Origin of the sequence: Mesorhizobium jarvisii (genome assembly GCF_003601985.1) — a bacterium.
Classification (GTDB): domain Bacteria; phylum Pseudomonadota; class Alphaproteobacteria; order Rhizobiales; family Rhizobiaceae; genus Mesorhizobium; species Mesorhizobium jarvisii.
This window is the reverse complement of record NZ_QZXA01000003.1, coordinates 482,875-500,273: the sequence shown is the minus strand read 5'-3', so window position 1 is coordinate 500,273 and position 17,399 is coordinate 482,875. Positions and strand designations below refer to the sequence as shown.

The following is a 17,399-nucleotide window of genomic DNA, read 5'->3' as shown; positions in this document are numbered from 1 at the left end:
GGATCCTGGGGTCTGCGCTGCGTCGCTACGCTCCTTGCTACGCCCCAGGATGACGACCCGTTGGACGTTTCCGCCGACTGTCAGCGCAAGCGCCGGCCAAACGTCTGCGCTGAGGACCTAATTCAAATTGATGTCGCGGCTCGCCGACCGCATCGACACCGCGAAACCGGCCATCACGTCGAACAGCGCGATGATCATCAGCGTGAAGAAGATCGAATGCGCCGCGCCCTTGACCAGCAGGAATTCGACCAGGAAGGCGACGAAGACCAGTGTCGACAGGAGATGGTCCATGATCGAGGCGCTGGTCGTGCGCGCCGACTTCACCATTTCGAGGAACAGGAAGATCAGCCCGATCAGTATCATCAGGTCGCCGAGTGTCATCGAGAACACCCCGCCCGACATCATGCGGAACGAGAAGATCTCGCTCGCCCACGGGTCGTCGCCGCCGCCGAAAATTCCGAGCAGGCCAAGATTGTAGAGAATGAAAGGCACGATCAAGAGCGGGACGGCACCGAACATCTGGCGTCTCCATATGGGGGCACCTTCTGTAGAATGCGCCACAGCCACGCCGTCAAGATTTTTCGTGCGAAGCCGCAAACACGGTCGAAGACCGGATGCAACAACCATGTCAGCCGGTTGCCCGGCCGACATGGTGCAAGCTTGAGCCAGAGGCTCAGCGCTTGAAGTAACCGGCGCGCACGGCGGCCCCGATGACATTGAGGATGATATGGCCCGCCGTCATCGAGGTGATCTCGTTGACATCGCGCGCCGGGGCGATTTCGACGATATCCATGCCGACGAGACGGCCCTTGCCGACCAGCCCCTGGATCAGCTCGATCGTCTGGCGGTAGCTGATGCCGCCCGGCTGCGGCCCCTCAACCGCCGGCATAACCGCCGGGTCAAGTCCGTCGGCATCGATGGTGAGGTAGTAGCGGCCGCCGTCTGGAATGCGTTTGAGCAGCGCTGCTGTACCGATATCCTGCCATTCATTGGTGGTGATGATGTTGGCGCCGTAGGCGCGGGCCGCCTCAACCTCTTCGGTGCGTGCGCTGCCCTGGCCACGAATGCCGACCTGAAAGATGTGCTTGATATGCGCCATCTCCGAGGCCCGGCGGATGGTGCTGGAATAACCCTCCTTAACGCCGTTGACATTGTCGCGCCAGTCGAGATGGGCGTCGAGCTGCACCAGCGTGATCGGGCCTTCGCCGTCGAACGCACGGAAGATCGGGATCGGAATGCCATGGTCGCCGCCAATGGTTATCGGCAGGGCGCCGGCGGCGCGGATCTTTCGGATCGCCGCCTCAGCTCTCTTGTAGTGCCCGACATGATCCGCGGCATTGCCGGGCACGTCGCCGACATCGACCACCTTGATGTCCTGGCCGGCGAAGACCGGCCCGCCAATGTCGAAATCATAGCGGTCGAGCCCCTGGCTGATGCGCTGCGAGGCGCGCCGCACCGCCGTCGGCGCGTTGGTCTGGTCGTTGATCAGCTCGTCGATCGTATAGGGATCGCCATAGGGCATGCCAATGATGGCTACATCGGCCTTCAGCGTGTCGAGATCCTCGACCAGCGGGAAGTTCAGGAATGTCTGGAAGACATCGCGAGGCGAGGTGGTGAGTTTGGACATGGGGTCTCCTCTGCATTGAAGGCTTTTGGATCAGGCGCCACGGCGGGCTGCGAGATGCGGCTGCAGCCTGTGCTCCAGGCCGCGAGAGACTGCCGCGACGAGGGCGGTCAAACCCCAGTACAGCAATGCGATGGCGGTGAAGATCTCCACCGGCGAGAAGGTGCGGCCGATGATGTTCTGGGCCATGTAGGTGAGTTCGGGAACCGTGATCGCCGACAGGATTGCCGATTCCTTGATCAGCGTGATGGTGAGATTGGTGGCGGCCGGCAGGATGTAGCCGAGCACCTGCGGTATCAGTATCTTGCGGAAGATGGTGAGGTAGCGCAGCCCCAACGCATAGCCGGCTTCGACCTGGCCATAAGAGATGGACTGGATCGCGCCTCTGATGATCTCAGCGGAATAGGCGCTGGCATAGGCCGACAGCGCGCCGATCGAAACCACTACCGGCGAAAGCCGGATGCCGAACATCGGCAGGGCATAGAACAGGAGGAAGATCTGGATCAGGAACGGGATGTTGCGGAAGATTTCGACGTAGGCCGAGACGACGGCAGCCGGCAGCCGCCAGCCCCTCAACTTGACCAGCGCCAGCACGACCCCGAGCGCGAAGCCGAGCGGCAGCGACACGGTGCACATCAGCACCGTGGTGCCAAAGCCCTTGGCTAGGATCTGCCAATTGCCCGCGATGACGGAGAAGTCGAACGTCATGCGCGCGCTCCCTCCGCCTTGCGCTCCAGATGCCGGGTCAAAAGGCTGCAGGAGAACAGCACGATGAAATACAACACCGCCGCCACGCAGAACGCTTCGACCGGCCGATAGGTGACATTCATGATGTTTTGCGCGGTGCGGGTCAGCTCGACCACCGCGATCACCGACAGGATGGACGAGGCCTTCACCAGCATGGTGAACTCGTTGACCATCGGCGGAATGATGGCGCGGAACAGCTGCGGCATGATGATCTTGAACCAGGTCACGACAGGCTTCAGGCCGAGCGCCTTGGCCGCCTCATACTGGCCGGCGGGAATGCGGGTCAGCCCGGCACGCAGGATTTCGGCGACGAAGGCCGCGCTGTTGAAGCTGAGCGCCAGAACGCCCGCCAGAAGCGGCGGCAAGTCGATGCCGACCAGGCCCGGCAGCACGTAGTAGACGACGAAAATCTGCACGATCAGTGGCGTGCCACGGATGAAGCTGGTGTAGAGCGCGCCGATCCAGCGGACCACCCGCCAGCGCGACCGGCCGCAGGCGAGCAGGCCGAAGCCGATCACTGTGCCGACGATGAACCCCAGCGCCGAGACGCCGAGCGTGATGCCGGCGCCGGTGAAGAATTGCGGCAGGAAGGTCAGCGTCTTTGAAAAATGAAGCATTTTTCAGCTCGAACGGAGGAGCACCGCCTGGCGCCGTCGATGGCCACGACAGCCCATCGCTTGCGCCGCGCCAGACAAGTTCAGGGGTCGCGAGAGCTCAGAGCGCGCCGGGCGGAAGATAGCCCTGGTCTGGCGTCTTCATTTCGAAGCCGAACCATTTCAGCTGCAGCTCCTTCAACTTGCCGCTGTCCTTCAGCTCGCCGATCTTGGCGTTGATGAATTCACGCAGGTCCTTGTCCTCCGGCCGTACCACCCAGGACAGGTAGGAGAACTCGCCGATCGAGCCGACCACCTTGTAGGTGTCCGGGACGTTCTTCATCAGCACCGCCGCCGAAGGCGAGGCGATGACGATTGCATCGACCTGGCCGGAGGCGAGAGCGACATGCGTCTCGGGGAAGGAGGTGAACAGCTTCAGCTCGCCGACCCCCTTGCCGCCCTTGTCCTTGAGCTCCTTGTCATAGGCCTCGATGACCGGCTGCACTGAAGAAGCAAGCTGCGTCGCCACCACCATGCCGTTGATGTCTTCGGGTTTCTTTATGCGCTCCTCGTCGGCACGAACGACGATGACGTTCTCGAACGAGCCCGTCGGCCTTGTATAGGCGTATTTCGCCGCCCGCTCGGCGTTGATGCCGGTCGACGTCGCCATCAGGTCGAACTTCTTGGCCAGCAGGCCCGGCAGCAGGCCCTGGAAGGGCAGATTGAGCTGGTCGAGCTTCACGCCGAGCTGGCTGACGACGTAGTCAAGAATGTCCTTGTTGTAGCCGACGATCTGGCCGTCACGGACGAACTCGAACGGTTCGAAGGCAGCCTCGGTGCCGACGACGATTGTGCCGCGCTGCTTGATCTGGTCGAACAGCCCATCGGCATGAGCGGCGGATGCGAAGGACAGGAAGAGCGGCGCGGCGGCAAGCAGAGACAGGACGCGGCGGCGCGATGCGGACAGGAACTCACCCATTGTTACCCTCTTTTTTTTCTTCGGTTTTGCTGCGCTGGTAGGCCCGGCCTGAGTGCTTGAACACGCGGCCGATCATGTAGCTCTCGGAATCCTTGATTCCGGGAACGTTCGCCAGTTCGCTGACGAGGAAGTCGTGCAGGCTGGTCGTCGATGGCAAAGTGAGTTGGATGATGATGTCGAACGGCCCGGTCATGGCGTAGACGCTGTCGACGAACGAGTATTCCGACAGTTTCCGGGCGACGCTGATGATGTGCTCGCGGTCGACGTCGAACCCAACAATGGCAGCGATGCCGACATCGCTGCGCAAGGGGCGCACGACCGCCTGGATGCAGATGTCCGGATCCTCGAGGACGCGCGCCATCTTGCGCCGCACTGTCGCTTCGGTGACGCCGATGCGCTTAGCAATATCGACGCTCGACATCCGTCCATCGACCTTGAGCTGGGAAAGCACCGCCTGCTCGGTGTCGTCGAGATCACTCGTGCTGACGAAATCCCACATGTAATTCCCCATTGGTGTCGATTTCCGACTATTATTAAGAAAATTGCATAAGAAACCATCCATGACAATCCCACCCGCGTCGAAAAACAACGAGCACAGGATTCAATGGTCGCAATGATGCTGGAAAGCTGAGTTTGATTTGGGGAAGTCGCGTCGATGGTCGTCAGGCAGAGAGGATCAAGCGGCGCGCCAATCCGACACGCTTGGCCACGCCGTTGGAGGCAGCTTCAAGCTGCCGATCAGGATCCTCGGGATGGAGGTCGTAGCCCGAGCCCGTTAAGGTTCGCCAAACGCAAAAAGACCGGCCAGAGGCCGGTCCTTTGTAACTCAATCCTTCAAAAAAGCTGGTTTCAGCTTTCCTTAGGGGTCAGCACCTGGCGACCGCGATACATGCCGGTCTTCAGGTCGATGTGATGCGGACGGCGCATTTCGCCGGAATTCTTGTCCTCGACATAGGTCGGGGCCTTGAGGGCGTCGGCCGAGCGGCGCATGCCGCGCTTGGACGGAGAGGTTTTGCGTTTCGGAACGGCCATGGATATGCTCCACTACATGGTCAAAAGCCCCGCCCGCCCTCGTGAAAGGGCCATGTCGGGGCCTAAATCTGAGAAAGTCGGATGCCTATACACGCCTGACACCGTTTTGGCCAGCGCTGCCATGAATTTTTTTGAGTCGGCTAGGCTAGGGCGTGTTGAGGTTCAGGTCAGGCCGAGTCGAAAACGAGGATACCGAGACCGGAGCGGAGCGTACTTGAAGTACGTGAGCACCGGAAGCGCAGGTGTCAGCCGTTTGCAGGCCGGCATCACCTGAACATCGACACGCCCTACTCCAGACAGCCGACATAGGCGCCGGAGCGGCCGGCGCGCCGCTCGATCAGATTGGCGAGCCGTCTGAGGCCCGGCCCGGGTTTGGCCGGATTGCGGGCGATCGGATTGGGCAAGGTGACGGCGAGAAGTGCGGCCTGCCGGCGCGACAGCTGTTTTGCCGGAATGCCGAAATGGTGCTGCGCCGCCGCCTCGATGCCGTAGATGCCCGGCCCCCATTCGGCGATGTTGAGATAGATCTCCATGATGCGGCGCTTCGACATCACCGCGTCGAAATAGACCGCCAGCGGCAGTTCGACGACCTTGCGCACCGAGCCCAGTGGGCGCGACCAGAGAAAAAGGTTCTTCACCGTCTGCATGGTGATGGTCGAGGCGCCGCGCGTCGCCTCGCCGGCCAGCGCATCGTCGACGACGCCGCGCAATTCGCCGAGATCGACGCCGCGGTGGAAGCAGAACTGCCCGTCCTCCGACATGATGACGGAATGGGCCAGAACCGGCGCGACATCGTCGATCGACACCCAGCGCCGGTCATAGCCGGAGAAAGTCGCCAGGTCCTTCAGCATCAGCGTCGATACCGGGTGCACGAAGGACGGTAGGTAAAGGAAGGTCAGCACTGTCGGGATGAGCGCCAGCACCGCGGCCACGACAAGGCCGCGCCGGACCCAGCGCCTGAGACCGCGGCGGTTCAAGCCGCGCGATCTCGTCGCCATGTCCAGCTTTTCGGTTTCATGATCGACGATCGGTTCCGCCAAGCCGCCCAACCCGTGCTTCTCCTCGCTCCGGCATAATGGCGCTTGCCTTCTTGCGCAACGTCTGAGTGTCGGCTACCGGTCCCGACCATGACGAATGACGACGAAATGGCGTTCGAAATGGCGCTCATCAGGCGGGCAGCGGCCGTCGAGGTGCTGCTGCGGCGCTTGCTCGACGATCGCCCGCTTTCGGGCGAGATCGCGCGGCCCGATCGCCTGATGGCGGCGATGCGCCATGGCGTGCTGAACGGCGGCAAGCGCCTGCGCCCCTTCCTGGTCATGGAAAGTGCTGCCCTTTTCTCCGCCGACGGCGAAGCAGCACTGCGCGTCGCGGCGGCACTCGAATGCGTGCATTGCTATTCGCTGATCCATGACGATTTGCCGGCGATGGATGACGATGATCTGCGCCGTGGCCAGCCGACAGTGCACAAGGCCTTCGACGAGGCAACCGCGATCCTGGCCGGCGACGCCTTGCTGACGCTGGCCTTCGACATCGTCGCCGGCGAGGCAACCGTGCTGCCGGCGGAGCGGCGGGCGGCCTTGGTGCTGGCGCTTGCCCGTGCGGCCGGAGCCGGCGGCATGGTCGGTGGCCAGAAGCTCGACCTCGAAGCCGAGCAGACGCCGCCCGACGAGGTAGGCATCATAACGCTGCAGGCGATGAAGACTGGCGCGCTGATCCGCTTCGCCTGCGAGGCCGGCGCCATCATCGCTGGCGCTGCGGCCGAGGACCGCGAAAGACTGGCCGAATTCGGCTCGGCCATCGGCCTTGCCTTCCAGCTTGCCGACGACCTGCTCGACCTGACCGCCGACGCCAGCCAGATGGGCAAGGCGACCGGCAAGGATGCCGCAGCCGGCAAGGGAACACTGGTGGCGCTGCATGGCGCGAACTGGGCGCGCAGCCAGTTGCACGGCCTTGTCGGGCAGGCGCACGCGCTGCTCGACCCCTTTGGCGACCAGGCGGCACTGCTGAAGCAGGCTGCGACCTTCATCGCGACGCGCAACAGCTGAGTGCCCGCCGATGTCGGTGCGGGTTGAGAGACAAACGGGAGATTAGCTTCGATGCCGGCCAATCTGTTCGATCTCAGCGGGCGCCGGGCGCTCGTAACCGGCTCGTCGCAAGGCATTGGGTTCGCTCTTGCCAAGGGCCTGGCGCAAGCCGGCGCGAACGTGATCCTCAACGGCCGCGACGCAGCCAAGCTCGGCGCCGCGGCGGCGCAGATCCCCGGGGCGCAAACACTTGTTTTCGACGCGACCGATCATGACGGTGTCCGTTCCGCGATCGACAATTTCGAGCTGTCCGGCGGCCCCATCGACATATTGGTCAACAATGCCGGCATGCAGTTCCGCACGCCGCTCGAGGATTTTCCCGCCGATGCTTTCGAGCGGCTGCTGCAGACCAATGTCGCCAGCGTCTTCCATGTCGGCCAGGCGGTCGCGCGCCACATGATCAGCCGCGGCCGCGGCAAGATCATCAACATCGCCTCCGTGCAGACCGCACTCGCCCGCCCCGGCATCGCCCCTTACACGGCGACGAAGGGCGCGGTCGGCAACCTGACCAAGGGCATGGCGACGGACTGGGCCAAACACGGCCTGCAATGCAACGCCATCGCCCCCGGCTATTTCGACACGCCGCTGAATGCCGCCCTTGTCGCCGATCCGGCTTTCAGCGGCTGGCTCGAAAAGCGCACCCCGGCCGGCCGCTGGGGCAAGGTGGAGGAACTGGTCGGAGCCTGCGTGTTCCTGGCCTCCGACGCCTCGTCCTTCGTCAACGGCCATATCCTCTATGTCGACGGCGGCATCACCGCGTCGATCTGATCGCCCCATCGCCGTACGAACGAGCAATCGCGGCGGTCGCGCGAACGAAATCTTAATGTAAATGAAGCGTAATCCCGGTCGTTAAAATAATGCGTATGTGTTGGGGTTGCGCATGCCGGAATATTCTTCCTTCATCCGGTTTGTCCGGATTCGCTATCTTTCAGGATTGCTGATTTTCGCACTGGCTTCCGCGGCCATCATGGTTGCGCTCAACCGTGTCAATTCCTTCCGTCATGAGGTTGACGCGCTGAGCAGCAACCTCGTCGTCTTCACCCGCGACCTGCGCAACGCCACCAGCTTCGCCGAGACCACCGGTTCCGCCTGGCGCAACGAAACGCGCGATGCGCTGACCGCTTCGGCCCGCGACCATTCCGAACGCCTGACCGGTGAGATCGACACGCTGACCGCCCAGTTCGCCGCGCTGCGCTCGCGCCTGTCGGCCAAGACCCTCAACGAACTCGAAACCGCGTCGGTCAACGGCGATTTGTTCTGGTCGGCGCATGACATGGTGCGCAACTTCAATCTCATGTCGGTGGCGCAGAAGGCCGATGAATGGAGCTATCGGGAAATCCGCAATCAGAACGACCTGTTCGTTCAGCCGATGCTGGTCCGCGTCCGCACCGCGATGGATGACGAGCGCCATCTGGCCGACGCGTCCAGCGACCGGTTGCTGTTGTGGGCGAGCGGCCTGTTGTTCGGCGTCCTGGCCATCGTCGCCTTCTGGATCTTTCGGCCGATGGAGCAGGCGATCCGCCGCGCCTTTGCCCAGTCGGCTGAATCCCTGTTCAAGGCCGAGGCCGCCGATCGCGCCAAGTCGGAATTCCTTGCCAATATGAGCCACGAGATCCGCACGCCGATGAACGGCGTGCTCGGCATGGCCGAACTGCTGGCCAAGACCGAACTGACCCCGCGCCAGAAGACCTTCACCGACGTCATCGTCAAATCCGGCAATGCGCTGCTCACCATCATCAACGACATCCTCGATTTCTCCAAGATCAACGCCGGACAGCTCACCCTGGACCCTGCCCCTTTCCGTCTCACCGAAGCGGTCGAGGACGTAGCGACACTGGTCTCGGCACGCGTCGCCGAGAAGAACCTCGAACTGATCGTGCGCGTCGATCCGCGCCTGCCGGCCCATGTCGTCGGCGACGCCGGCCGCTTCCGGCAGATCGTCACCAATCTGGTCGGCAATGCGGTGAAGTTCACCGAGAAGGGCCACGTGCTGATCGATGTCGGCGGCGAAACCATCAACGATGTCGTCCAGCTCAGGCTGCGCGTCGAGGACACCGGCATCGGCATCCCGGCCGAGAAACTGCAGAACGTGTTCGAGAAATTCGCGCAGGTCGACGGCTCGTCGACCCGGCGTCACGAAGGCACCGGCCTTGGCCTTGCCATCGCCGCCCGCCTCGTCGACCTGATGGCCGGCAAGATCGGCGTCGAGAGCGAGATCGGGCGCGGCTCCGTCTTCTGGTTCGCGGTGCCGCTTCCCGTGCATCATGCCGAGGCGCGTGATGCGATCGTGCCGGTCGACGTCACCGGCGCGCGCGTGCTGGTCATCGACGACAATCCGGTCAACCGCGAAATCCTGCTCGAGCAGCTCAAAAGCTGGAGCTTCGACTGCGCTGCCGCCGAAAGCGGCGCGGTGGGGCTGGCCTTCCTCGATCGGGCCTGCCAGCTCGGCGCCAGCGTCGACTGCATCATCCTCGATTACCAAATGCCCGGCATGAATGGCGCCGATGTCGCCCGGGCCATCGCCGCCGACAGCCGGCTGTCAGCCATTCCGATCGTCATCCTGACCTCGGTCGATCAGGTCGATTTCGGCAAAATGATCATCGACTTCGGCATATCGGCGCATCTGACCAAGCCGGCGCGCTCGGCGGTCCTGCTCGGCACGGTCATCTCGGTCATCCAGAAGGCCCGCTCGCAGGTCGGCAAGGCGCAGTTCATCCGCGAACCGGTCCAGCCGAAGCCGGTCCCGCAGGCGGCTCCTCCTGCCTTCACCGTCATCCGTGGCCCGGCCATGCCGGTCATGGCAGCGCCGGAATCGACCGCCACGCCGAACGGCCCCATCGACATCCTCATCGCCGAGGACAATGAGGTGAACCAGCTGGTGTTCGGCCAGATCCTCAACGGGCTCGGTCTGAGTTACCGCATCGCCGGCAACGGCCGCACAGCGGTCGAGATGTACCGGTCGCTGCATCCGAAACTGATCCTGATGGATGTCTCGATGCCCGAGATGAACGGCTACGAGGCAACCCGCGCCATCCGGGCGATCGAGACCTCGTCGGGCGGCCACATCCCGATCATCGGCGTCACCGCGCACGCGCTGAAGGGCGATCGCGACAAGTGCATCGATGCCGGCATGGACGACTATCTGCCGAAGCCGGTTTCGCCCGATCGCCTGGGGACGAAAATCGGCACCTGGCTCAGCGAGACGGTGGTGGCCAAGACGGCGTGAGATACATCCGGCCAGGCTGCCTGATCAGCGCAGCCGACCGATCGGGATGATTTCCGGCGAGGTGTCCGCATAGGGTTCGCCTTGCCAGTCGCCGAGCCATTGCTCCACCAGCAGGCCGGCGTCATCCAGCATCCCGGCAAGATCTTCCCTCTTCGGAAACGCTATTTTCGATTCCGCGCCCAGAATCGGCCTGCCGCCCGGAATTTCATAGAAGGTCGAATAGGTGACCACCGCACTGGCGGCATCCCAGTCGGCATCATACCAAGCCCTGACCGTGCCAAGGCTAGGATGCTCCACCATCCTTTCGGAGCGCCGCGGCGTCCATTCCAGCCACGCCTCCACGGCGGGATTTCGCGTGTCGAAGACGAAGCGCCCACCGGGACCGAGATGTTCGGCGATGGTACGCAGCACCGCCCGCTGATCCTCGTCGGTCAGGAAAACCTGGAAAACGTGACCGGTGAGCAGCACCAGATCGAACCGTCTCCCGAGCCGCACCGTTCGCGCGTCGGCGACAACCCAGTCGACCTTGTCACCGCCGGTCCTGCGTCGCGCGATATCGAGCATGGCCGATGCGGGATCGACACCGGTGACGTTGCGCCCTTGGGCCATCTCGGCGGCCAGTTGACCCGTGCCGCAACCAAGATCGAGAACCGAGCCGCCATCCCGGGCAAGACCGACGCAATAGTCGAAATCGGCGCGGCCATCCTGATTCTCGATGTCGTAGAACTGAACGAAGTCGGGATCATTGTAGATCGGATCGGTCATGCCGCGGCCTATAGCCCAAATTCTTGCCATGCGCGACAGGCGCAATCCACGCCGCCGTCGAGGCTGCGGCCTTGCTCGGGCCCCATACTCAGCCGGCCGCGTCCTGACGATAGCGGCGCATCCAGTCGAGGCTTGTCTCGTCGGCGAGCTTTGCGACGCCCGGCCGGATGTTCCTGGCATTCGGCGGTTGAACGCCGAGGGCCTCGCAGATGGCCAGTAAGGTCGCCGCCGGATCGGCGGAGAGACGATCGTAGCCGATGCGCAGCGGCGTTATGCCTTGCGCCGCGAACCAGATGTTCCACGCCGTGTCATAGGCTTCGAGTTTGGCGAGTTCCCCTTTGATCCGCTCGAAATCATAGTGGGGTTCTTGCGCCGGTGCGACCCTTTCGATCTCGGTGCCGTCGGGCGCAATGTGCCAAAGACCGGTCTGCTGTGCCTTGATCAGCGAGATCGCCTGCGCAAGCTTGTTCTCACGCGACAGATGTATGTAGAGAATGCGGCCAAAAGCTCTTCCGAAACGCGCCGCGTCCGACGCCAGCCCTGGGAAAATCCGGTCGAGGATCGCCGAAAGCTCATCCAGGTTTTCGCGCATCAGGCGCAGGCCGAAGATGCCTGTCCCGCCCTTGCCGGCGGTGATTGCCGCATCGAGATAGGCAACGTCGAATTCAAGCTCGCCCATCGTGTCGCGGGCTGGCAGTTTCCACTCCTCAGCCCATTCCGGCAGGTCCTGCCGCCGATAGAAGGAGTGCGGATCGCCCGATGTCCCGGTGGATGCCAGGAGCTTGCACAGCAAGGTGCTGCCGGTTCTCGGCGTGCCGCAGATAATGTAGGCGTCGAACATCCCGCTGCCCTCGTCGTTCATCGCAGGCAGGCAACCCCGGCCAGTTCACCGCCGCCTATAATTGAAATCGCTGCTGGATGCGACGGGCGCACTCCAACGGTGTAAGCAGGCTGGTGTCGACTTCGAGGTCGTAACTTATCCCCGCGTGCACGTGGGGATATTGCCAGCGCGCCAGCCCCGGGAGTCTGTCGGGTCGCCGGGCCTCGCGGGCTTCCAGAACCTGCAGCGGCGCCATCACGCCGACCAGATGGAGATCGAAGGCCGACAGCAGTTTGACATAGTCCGATAGTTCGCCGTTGCACAGCACATCGTCGACGATCAGGTCGTTGCCTTGCCCGGCCATGGCGGCAATGGCGTGGCGCATGCCGCGCAGGGTTTTTTCGCCCACCGGCCCGGCCCTGATCACGACCGCGGGTTTGCCGTCCTGTCGGACGGTTTCGTAGGAGAAGCCATCGGCATGGTTCTGCAAGGCCTCGGGCAGCATCTCGAGGAAACTGTCCATCTGGACATGCAGGAACGGCGCGGCGCTTATTGTCTGCAACGCCCTGGCAATCGAGCTTTTGCCGGCACTGCCGACGCCATTGAGCAGAACGATCCTGGCTGTCATCGTTAAACGCCTCTCTCGGACCAGCCTACCGGTTGCGCACCACCACGCACGCCCCGCCGACGCTCTGCAATTTCTGGCAGATGACATTGGCGGCGGCACGATCGTCGATCCCGATCCTGACCGCATAGATGCCGCGCCGGCCGATCGGCGTGCGCACCCGGCTCACCACCGGATCATGGCCGGCAAGCAGCGTCGGAAACCGGCTCCTGACCCTGAGCCACTGGCTGATAGCGGCACTGCGGCGGAAATTGCCGGCCACCTGGACGCCCCATGGTTTGACGTTGATCGAGGCCATCGCCACGATCTGCGACATGATGACAGGCAGTTTGCGGCAAGCGACGGCAAAATCCGTCTTGGCATCGAGCGGCTCGATTTTTCCGGCATAGGCGGGGTCGGTGAACTTGTCGACCGGCTCGCCCATGACGTCGAAGACATAGCTCTCGGTCTCCATCGGCAGGAAGCCGCCCGAGCCCAGCCAGCGCGACACCCGGCTTTCGCCGGCATTGTAAGCGGCCGCCGCAAGGCCAAGATTGCCGTAGCTGGTTTTCATTTCGGCGAGATATTTCGCCGACGCCGGGATCGCTTGGTTGATGTCGAAGGAGTTCTCGAGGCCCCGCATCTTGGCGGTGCCCGGCATGAATTGGGCGATGCCTTCGGCGCCGACGGGGCTGACGGCATTGGGATCGAAACGGCTTTCCTTCCAGATCAGCCGGGCAAAGAAATCCCGGGGCAGGCCGTTCTGGTCGGCATGGGCCTGGATCAGGTTGCAGACCTTGTCGATCAGCCGCTGCTTGGCCGATTGCGGCGGATCGGCCTGAACGGATGTCGAGCAACCCAGGGCGCAAAGCAGAACCAGCGTCACCCTGAGGAAACGCTGCATTTCGTCTACTCCGCCGCGGCTTTGCCGCCGCGCCCAAACCTCTGCTCGATGTAGTCGGCGACCATTTTCTCGAAATCCGCCGCGATCGACGGTCCGCGCAGCGTCGCCGCCTTCTTGCCGTCGACGAAGACGGGCGCCGTCGGCGTCTCGCCGGTGCCGGGCAGCGAAATGCCGATATCGGCATGCTTGGATTCGCCCGGGCCGTTGACGATGCAGCCCATCACCGCGACCTTGAGGTTCTCGACGCCGGGATATTTTTCGCGCCACACCGGCATGTTCTTGCGCAGGTCGGCCTGGATGTTCTGCGCAAGCTCCTGGAACACGGTGGAGGTGGTGCGGCCGCAGCCGGGGCAAGCCGCGACGATCGGCACGAACTGGCGGAACCCCATGGTCTGCAAAAGTTCCTGCGACACCTGCACTTCGCGTGTGCGGTCGCCGTTCGGCTCCGGCGTCAGCGAGATGCGGATGGTGTCGCCGATGCCTTGCTGCAAGAGGATGCCCATGGCGGCGGACGAGGCGACGATGCCTTTCGAACCCATGCCGGCCTCGGTGAGGCCGAGATGCAGCGCATGGTCGGAGCGGGTCGCAAGCTCGGTGTAGACGGCAATCAGGTCCTGCACGCCGCTGACCTTGGCCGACAGGATGATCTTGTCGCGGCCAAGGCCGATCTCTTCGGCCATCTCGGCCGACAGGATAGCCGACTGCACGATCGCCTCGCGCATCACTTCCTGCGCCGTCAGCGGGAAACCCTTGTCCTGGTTGTCGTCCATCAGCCGGGTCAGAAGCTCCTGGTCGAGCGAGCCCCAATTGACGCCGATGCGCACCGGCTTGTCATGCTTGATCGCCATTTCGACGATATCCGTGAACTGCCGGTCCTTCTTGTCCTTGAAGCCGACATTGCCCGGATTGATGCGGTATTTGGCCAGTGCCTCGGCGCAGGCCGGATGGTCGGCTAGCAATTTGTGGCCGATATAGTGGAAGTCGCCGACCAGCGGCACATTGATCCCGAGGCGCAGCAAGCGTTCGTGAATGCGCGGCACGGCGGCGGCGCTCTCGTCACGGTCGACGGTGATGCGCACGATCTCGGAGCCGGCGCGGTGCAGTGCCGCGACTTGCGCGACGGTTTGATCGATGTCGGCCGTGTCGGTGTTGGTCATCGATTGCACCACGACAGGCGCGCCGCCGCCGACGACCACGCCGCCGACATCGACGCCGACCGAGGTGCGGCGGGGGAAGGGAAAGGAAAAATATCCGGTCATGCCGGCAGCCTTTTGTCTCTGAAGCCCTGTGCGTCCACTCGGACGCACAAGCACTCCCCGGGGCCGATGCGCTGAGGTCCGGGCATGAGGTGGAGGAGCAAAGATGGCTTGTCAATGGCGACAGGTCGCCACTGGCAGCAATTGATCCCAGCCGGCGAGCTGAAACAGGACAAGACCCGGCTATGGCCAGGGGCAAAAAGGGGGATCGGAGGGATATTAGCTGCGGCTTATGACTTAGCGTTGAAAATCAAAACAACAGCACCGGCGGCGGTTGCCGCCGGCAAGGAGACCGCATAGTGGCGGCTATGTCAGTCGGGCATCAATGCGTGGTCGGTTGCGCTTTCAGTTTCTCAATCGCATCCTTGAGTGCCAGCTTGCGTCGCTTGAGATTCACGATTTCGAGGTCGTCCACCGACGGGTGGTTCATCGCGTCATCGATTTCGCGTTCGATGTCGCCGTGTTTCCGCTGCAACTCATCAAGATGGGATGCAAGAGACATGATTGGTTCTCCCTTTCATGGTTTTCCTCGATTGCAGCCGTCACGGGGCGTCCACCGCAGGTCGTTCTGTGACGGCACAATGACACTTTGCCACCTTCCGACTGCGATGTCGAATGCTGCGTGGTAGCATTCCACGACAAGGTGAAATGTGATATGGCCTGCGCGCCGGTGGCAGAAATTGCCACCCCCGCCCAATCAGGCCCAGTTTTTGGGCGCCGCAGACGTGCAGACGGTAGAGAATGTCCGATCAGGAACAGGCCGATATTCGCCTCGAATTTTCCCGGCTGAAGCAGGAACACGCCGATTTCGATGCGGCGATCAACGCGATGATCGCCACCAATTGCGACCCGCTGCAAATCCAGCGCATGAAGAAGAAGAAGCTGGCGCTCAAGGACCGGCTGATGAAGCTGGAAGACAAGATCATTCCAGACATCATCGCCTGAACGCTTTCCCTATCCGCCGATCGACAACCTGGCCGCGCGATCGCGCAGCAGGCCGATGAGACTGCCGGTCCGCTCGTCGGAGGTGTCGATGGGAACCACCAGGCACATCGTTGCCTCGACCTTGCCCGGCGCTGAAAAGACCGGCACGGCAAGACATTTCGTATAGGCATCGACCAGGCCCGAGGTGACGCAGTAGCCGGTCACCCCAGCTTTGGCGATGTCGTCGATGAAATCGTCGAGCCGCAGCTTGCGGCCGTCGGGCAGCACGAGATCGTCTTCCGACACCATGGCTTCGACCTCGGCCCGCTCCAGCCCCGCCAGAAGCAGCCGGCCAGACGCGGTCCACGGCAGCGGTATCTGCAGGCCGGTGGCGGAGCTGATGCGGAACGGCCTGGTGCCTGGGCTGGAGTGGACGATCGTATAGCGGCCGCTCTGCAGCATGCACAGTTCCGATGTCTCTCCGGTCTCGCGCGACAGATGGTCGACCTCCTGGCGCCCGCGACGCAGCAGGTCGTTGCCGCGCACATAATCCATTCCATAGAGATAGAGCTTCTTGCCGAAATAGACGCGGTTGCCGTCGCCCGCCATTTCCAGCAGGCCGGCGTCGACCAGCGACCGCACCAGCGTGTAGGTCGTCGAGCGCGGTGCGTTCACCCCCTTGGCAAGGTCGCCGATGCCGATCGCCCGCTGCGTCGCGTGCAGGAAGTCCAGTATCTCGAGCACCCGGTTGAGGCCCTTCTCGCGGGAGGCGGTCGTCTTTCGTCGGCCGAAACGGCCAAGGCATTGCCAGCTTGCATTGTCGATTCCTGGTGTTAGTATCTGTCTTGTACAGGATACATGCGTCTCTTGTAAGAGACAATCGCTTTGAAATCATCGACGTGTGTCTTGCCTGTGCATGGGGAACACAACACGAAAGGAGGTCGCCGTGAACGACACATCCGGAAGACGTGATTTTCTGAAATTGGGAATGGCGGGACTGGCGACAGCCGGCGTGCTGGCAACCGTCGATGCGCAGAAGGCGGCCGCCCAGGCGGCATCCGACAGCCTGCTGCGCACCGTGCTCGACCGAGGCAAGCTTATCGTCGGCACCGGCAGCACCAACGCGCCCTGGCATTTCGAGAACGATGCCGGCGAACTGGTCGGCATGGACATCACCATGGGGCGCATCCTGGCCAAAGGATTGTTCGACGATCCGACCAAGGTCGAGTTCGTCATGCAGGACCCGGCGCAGCGCATTCCCAACGTCACCACCAACAAGGTCGACATCACCATCCAGTTCATGACGATGACGGCGCAGCGCTCGCAGCTGATCAACTTCAGCCGGCCGTACTACGTCGAAGGCGTCGCCTTGCTGACGCTGCCCACCGCCGAGAACAAGACCTTCGACAAGCTGCTTGCCGGCGGTTCGGCGACGCGCATCTCCATCCTGCAGAATGTCGATGCCGAAAGCTCCGTCCACTATGCCTTGCCGCAGGCACAAGTGCTGCAGATCGACACCCAGGCCAACGTGCTGCAAGCGCTGGAATCCAAGCGCGCCGACGCGGCCGCCGTCGATCTGTCCACCGTGCGCTGGCTCGCCTCGCGCAATCCGGACAAATACTTCGACGCCGGCAAGAGCTGGTATTCGATGCTCTACGGCGCGGCCTTGCGGCAGGGCGATCTCGACTGGCTGACCTACGTCAACCAGACCTTCACCATCGCCATGTTCGGCCATGAATCGGCGCTCTACGATGCCGCCTTCAAGGATTATTTCGGCCAGGAGCCGCCGGCACGCCACCCCGGCTTCCCGGTCATCTGATCCCGGATCGCGGAAGGGCGGC

At 62.9% G+C, this 17,399-nt stretch carries 20 protein-coding genes; 5 read left to right on the top strand and 15 right to left on the bottom strand.

The genetic code is table 11. The features are described 5' to 3' along the window. Nucleotides 1-117: 117 nt before the first annotated feature. The 8 genes from D3242_RS10055 to D3242_RS10020 form a co-directional block, all read right to left on the bottom strand. The gene (locus tag D3242_RS10055) at nucleotides 118-519 is read right to left on the bottom strand and encodes a hypothetical protein (RefSeq protein WP_064981146.1); all 402 of its coding nucleotides are present in this window, start codon (nucleotides 517-519) and stop codon (nucleotides 118-120) included. Between the two features lie 154 nt (nucleotides 520-673). Beyond that, nucleotides 674-1,627, bottom strand: coding sequence for an agmatinase (locus tag D3242_RS10050; RefSeq protein ID WP_019861652.1), 954 nt, complete (start codon nucleotides 1,625-1,627; stop codon nucleotides 674-676). 30 nt (nucleotides 1,628-1,657) lie between these two features. Further along, a complete protein-coding gene (locus tag D3242_RS10045; RefSeq protein WP_064981148.1) occupies nucleotides 1,658-2,332 on the bottom strand; it encodes an amino acid ABC transporter permease in 675 nt (224 codons plus the stop codon). Beyond that, a complete protein-coding gene (locus D3242_RS10040) occupies nucleotides 2,329-2,988 on the bottom strand; it encodes an amino acid ABC transporter permease (protein ID WP_064981150.1) in 660 nt (219 codons plus the stop codon). The genes D3242_RS10045 and D3242_RS10040 overlap by 4 nt, the downstream gene beginning before the upstream one ends. A gap of 97 nt (nucleotides 2,989-3,085) precedes the next feature. Next, on the bottom strand, nucleotides 3,086-3,943 hold the full coding sequence (locus D3242_RS10035; RefSeq protein WP_019861655.1) for a transporter substrate-binding domain-containing protein: 858 nt from the start codon (nucleotides 3,941-3,943) through the stop codon (nucleotides 3,086-3,088). Further along, entirely contained in the window at nucleotides 3,936-4,442 is a 507-nt protein-coding gene (locus tag D3242_RS10030; protein ID WP_019861656.1) for an Lrp/AsnC family transcriptional regulator, read from the bottom strand. The genes D3242_RS10035 and D3242_RS10030 overlap by 8 nt, the downstream gene beginning before the upstream one ends. 350 nt (nucleotides 4,443-4,792) lie before the next feature. Then, nucleotides 4,793-4,975, bottom strand: coding sequence for a 50S ribosomal protein L32 (gene rpmF / locus D3242_RS10025; RefSeq protein ID WP_008834724.1), 183 nt, complete (start codon nucleotides 4,973-4,975; stop codon nucleotides 4,793-4,795). A gap of 287 nt (nucleotides 4,976-5,262) precedes the next feature. Next, on the bottom strand, nucleotides 5,263-6,024 hold the full coding sequence (locus tag D3242_RS10020; protein WP_019861657.1) for a biosynthetic peptidoglycan transglycosylase: 762 nt from the start codon (nucleotides 6,022-6,024) through the stop codon (nucleotides 5,263-5,265). Nucleotides 6,025-6,102: 78 nt separating this feature from the next. Here D3242_RS10020 and D3242_RS10015 point away from each other — a divergent pair, with 78 nt between their 5' ends. The 3 genes from D3242_RS10015 (at nucleotide 6,103) to D3242_RS10005 (ending at nucleotide 10,285) form a co-directional block, all read left to right on the top strand. Then, nucleotides 6,103-7,020, top strand: a complete 918-nt coding sequence (locus D3242_RS10015) for a polyprenyl synthetase family protein (protein WP_064981151.1) — start codon at nucleotides 6,103-6,105, stop codon at nucleotides 7,018-7,020. Between the two features lie 51 nt (nucleotides 7,021-7,071). Next, the gene (locus D3242_RS10010) at nucleotides 7,072-7,827 is read left to right on the top strand and encodes an SDR family oxidoreductase (protein WP_019861659.1); all 756 of its coding nucleotides are present in this window, start codon (nucleotides 7,072-7,074) and stop codon (nucleotides 7,825-7,827) included. Nucleotides 7,828-7,939: 112 nt separating this feature from the next. Then, nucleotides 7,940-10,285, top strand: coding sequence for a response regulator (locus tag D3242_RS10005; RefSeq protein WP_064981153.1), 2,346 nt, complete (start codon nucleotides 7,940-7,942; stop codon nucleotides 10,283-10,285). A 24-nt stretch (nucleotides 10,286-10,309) separates the two neighbouring features. On the opposite strand, the gene D3242_RS10000 is transcribed toward D3242_RS10005, so the two are convergent. The 6 genes from D3242_RS10000 to D3242_RS09975 form a co-directional block, all read right to left on the bottom strand. Further along, the gene (locus tag D3242_RS10000) at nucleotides 10,310-11,050 is read right to left on the bottom strand and encodes a class I SAM-dependent methyltransferase (RefSeq protein WP_019861661.1); all 741 of its coding nucleotides are present in this window, start codon (nucleotides 11,048-11,050) and stop codon (nucleotides 10,310-10,312) included. Nucleotides 11,051-11,138: 88 nt separating this feature from the next. Further along, nucleotides 11,139-11,912, bottom strand: coding sequence for a Stf0 family sulfotransferase (locus D3242_RS09995; RefSeq protein ID WP_019861662.1), 774 nt, complete (start codon nucleotides 11,910-11,912; stop codon nucleotides 11,139-11,141). Nucleotides 11,913-11,946: 34 nt separating this feature from the next. After that, complete coding sequence (locus D3242_RS09990; RefSeq protein WP_064981155.1) at nucleotides 11,947-12,498, bottom strand: phosphotransferase-like protein; 552 nt, start codon at nucleotides 12,496-12,498, stop codon at nucleotides 11,947-11,949. 25 nt (nucleotides 12,499-12,523) lie between these two features. After that, the gene (locus D3242_RS09985) at nucleotides 12,524-13,378 is read right to left on the bottom strand and encodes a lytic transglycosylase domain-containing protein (protein WP_064981157.1); all 855 of its coding nucleotides are present in this window, start codon (nucleotides 13,376-13,378) and stop codon (nucleotides 12,524-12,526) included. Between the two features lie 5 nt (nucleotides 13,379-13,383). Then, on the bottom strand, nucleotides 13,384-14,637 hold the full coding sequence (gene ispG, locus D3242_RS09980) for a flavodoxin-dependent (E)-4-hydroxy-3-methylbut-2-enyl-diphosphate synthase (protein ID WP_064981158.1): 1,254 nt from the start codon (nucleotides 14,635-14,637) through the stop codon (nucleotides 13,384-13,386). 319 nt (nucleotides 14,638-14,956) lie between these two features. Further along, the gene (locus D3242_RS09975) at nucleotides 14,957-15,136 is read right to left on the bottom strand and encodes a YdcH family protein (RefSeq protein WP_010911953.1); all 180 of its coding nucleotides are present in this window, start codon (nucleotides 15,134-15,136) and stop codon (nucleotides 14,957-14,959) included. Nucleotides 15,137-15,375: 239 nt separating this feature from the next. Between D3242_RS09975 and D3242_RS09970 the strand changes: the two genes are divergently transcribed. Then, nucleotides 15,376-15,579 carry a YdcH family protein gene (locus D3242_RS09970; RefSeq protein WP_010911954.1) on the top strand — a complete coding sequence of 68 codons (204 nt, stop codon included), beginning with the start codon at nucleotides 15,376-15,378 and terminating at the stop codon, nucleotides 15,577-15,579. 9 nt (nucleotides 15,580-15,588) lie between these two features. Here D3242_RS09970 and D3242_RS09965 read toward each other — a convergent pair whose 3' ends face one another. After that, the gene (locus D3242_RS09965; protein WP_064981159.1) at nucleotides 15,589-16,302 is read right to left on the bottom strand and encodes an IclR family transcriptional regulator; all 714 of its coding nucleotides are present in this window, start codon (nucleotides 16,300-16,302) and stop codon (nucleotides 15,589-15,591) included. Between the two features lie 244 nt (nucleotides 16,303-16,546). Between D3242_RS09965 and D3242_RS09960 the strand changes: the two genes are divergently transcribed. Then, nucleotides 16,547-17,377, top strand: coding sequence for a transporter substrate-binding protein (locus D3242_RS09960; RefSeq protein WP_019861667.1), 831 nt, complete (start codon nucleotides 16,547-16,549; stop codon nucleotides 17,375-17,377). Nucleotides 17,378-17,399: the final 22 nt, after the last annotated feature.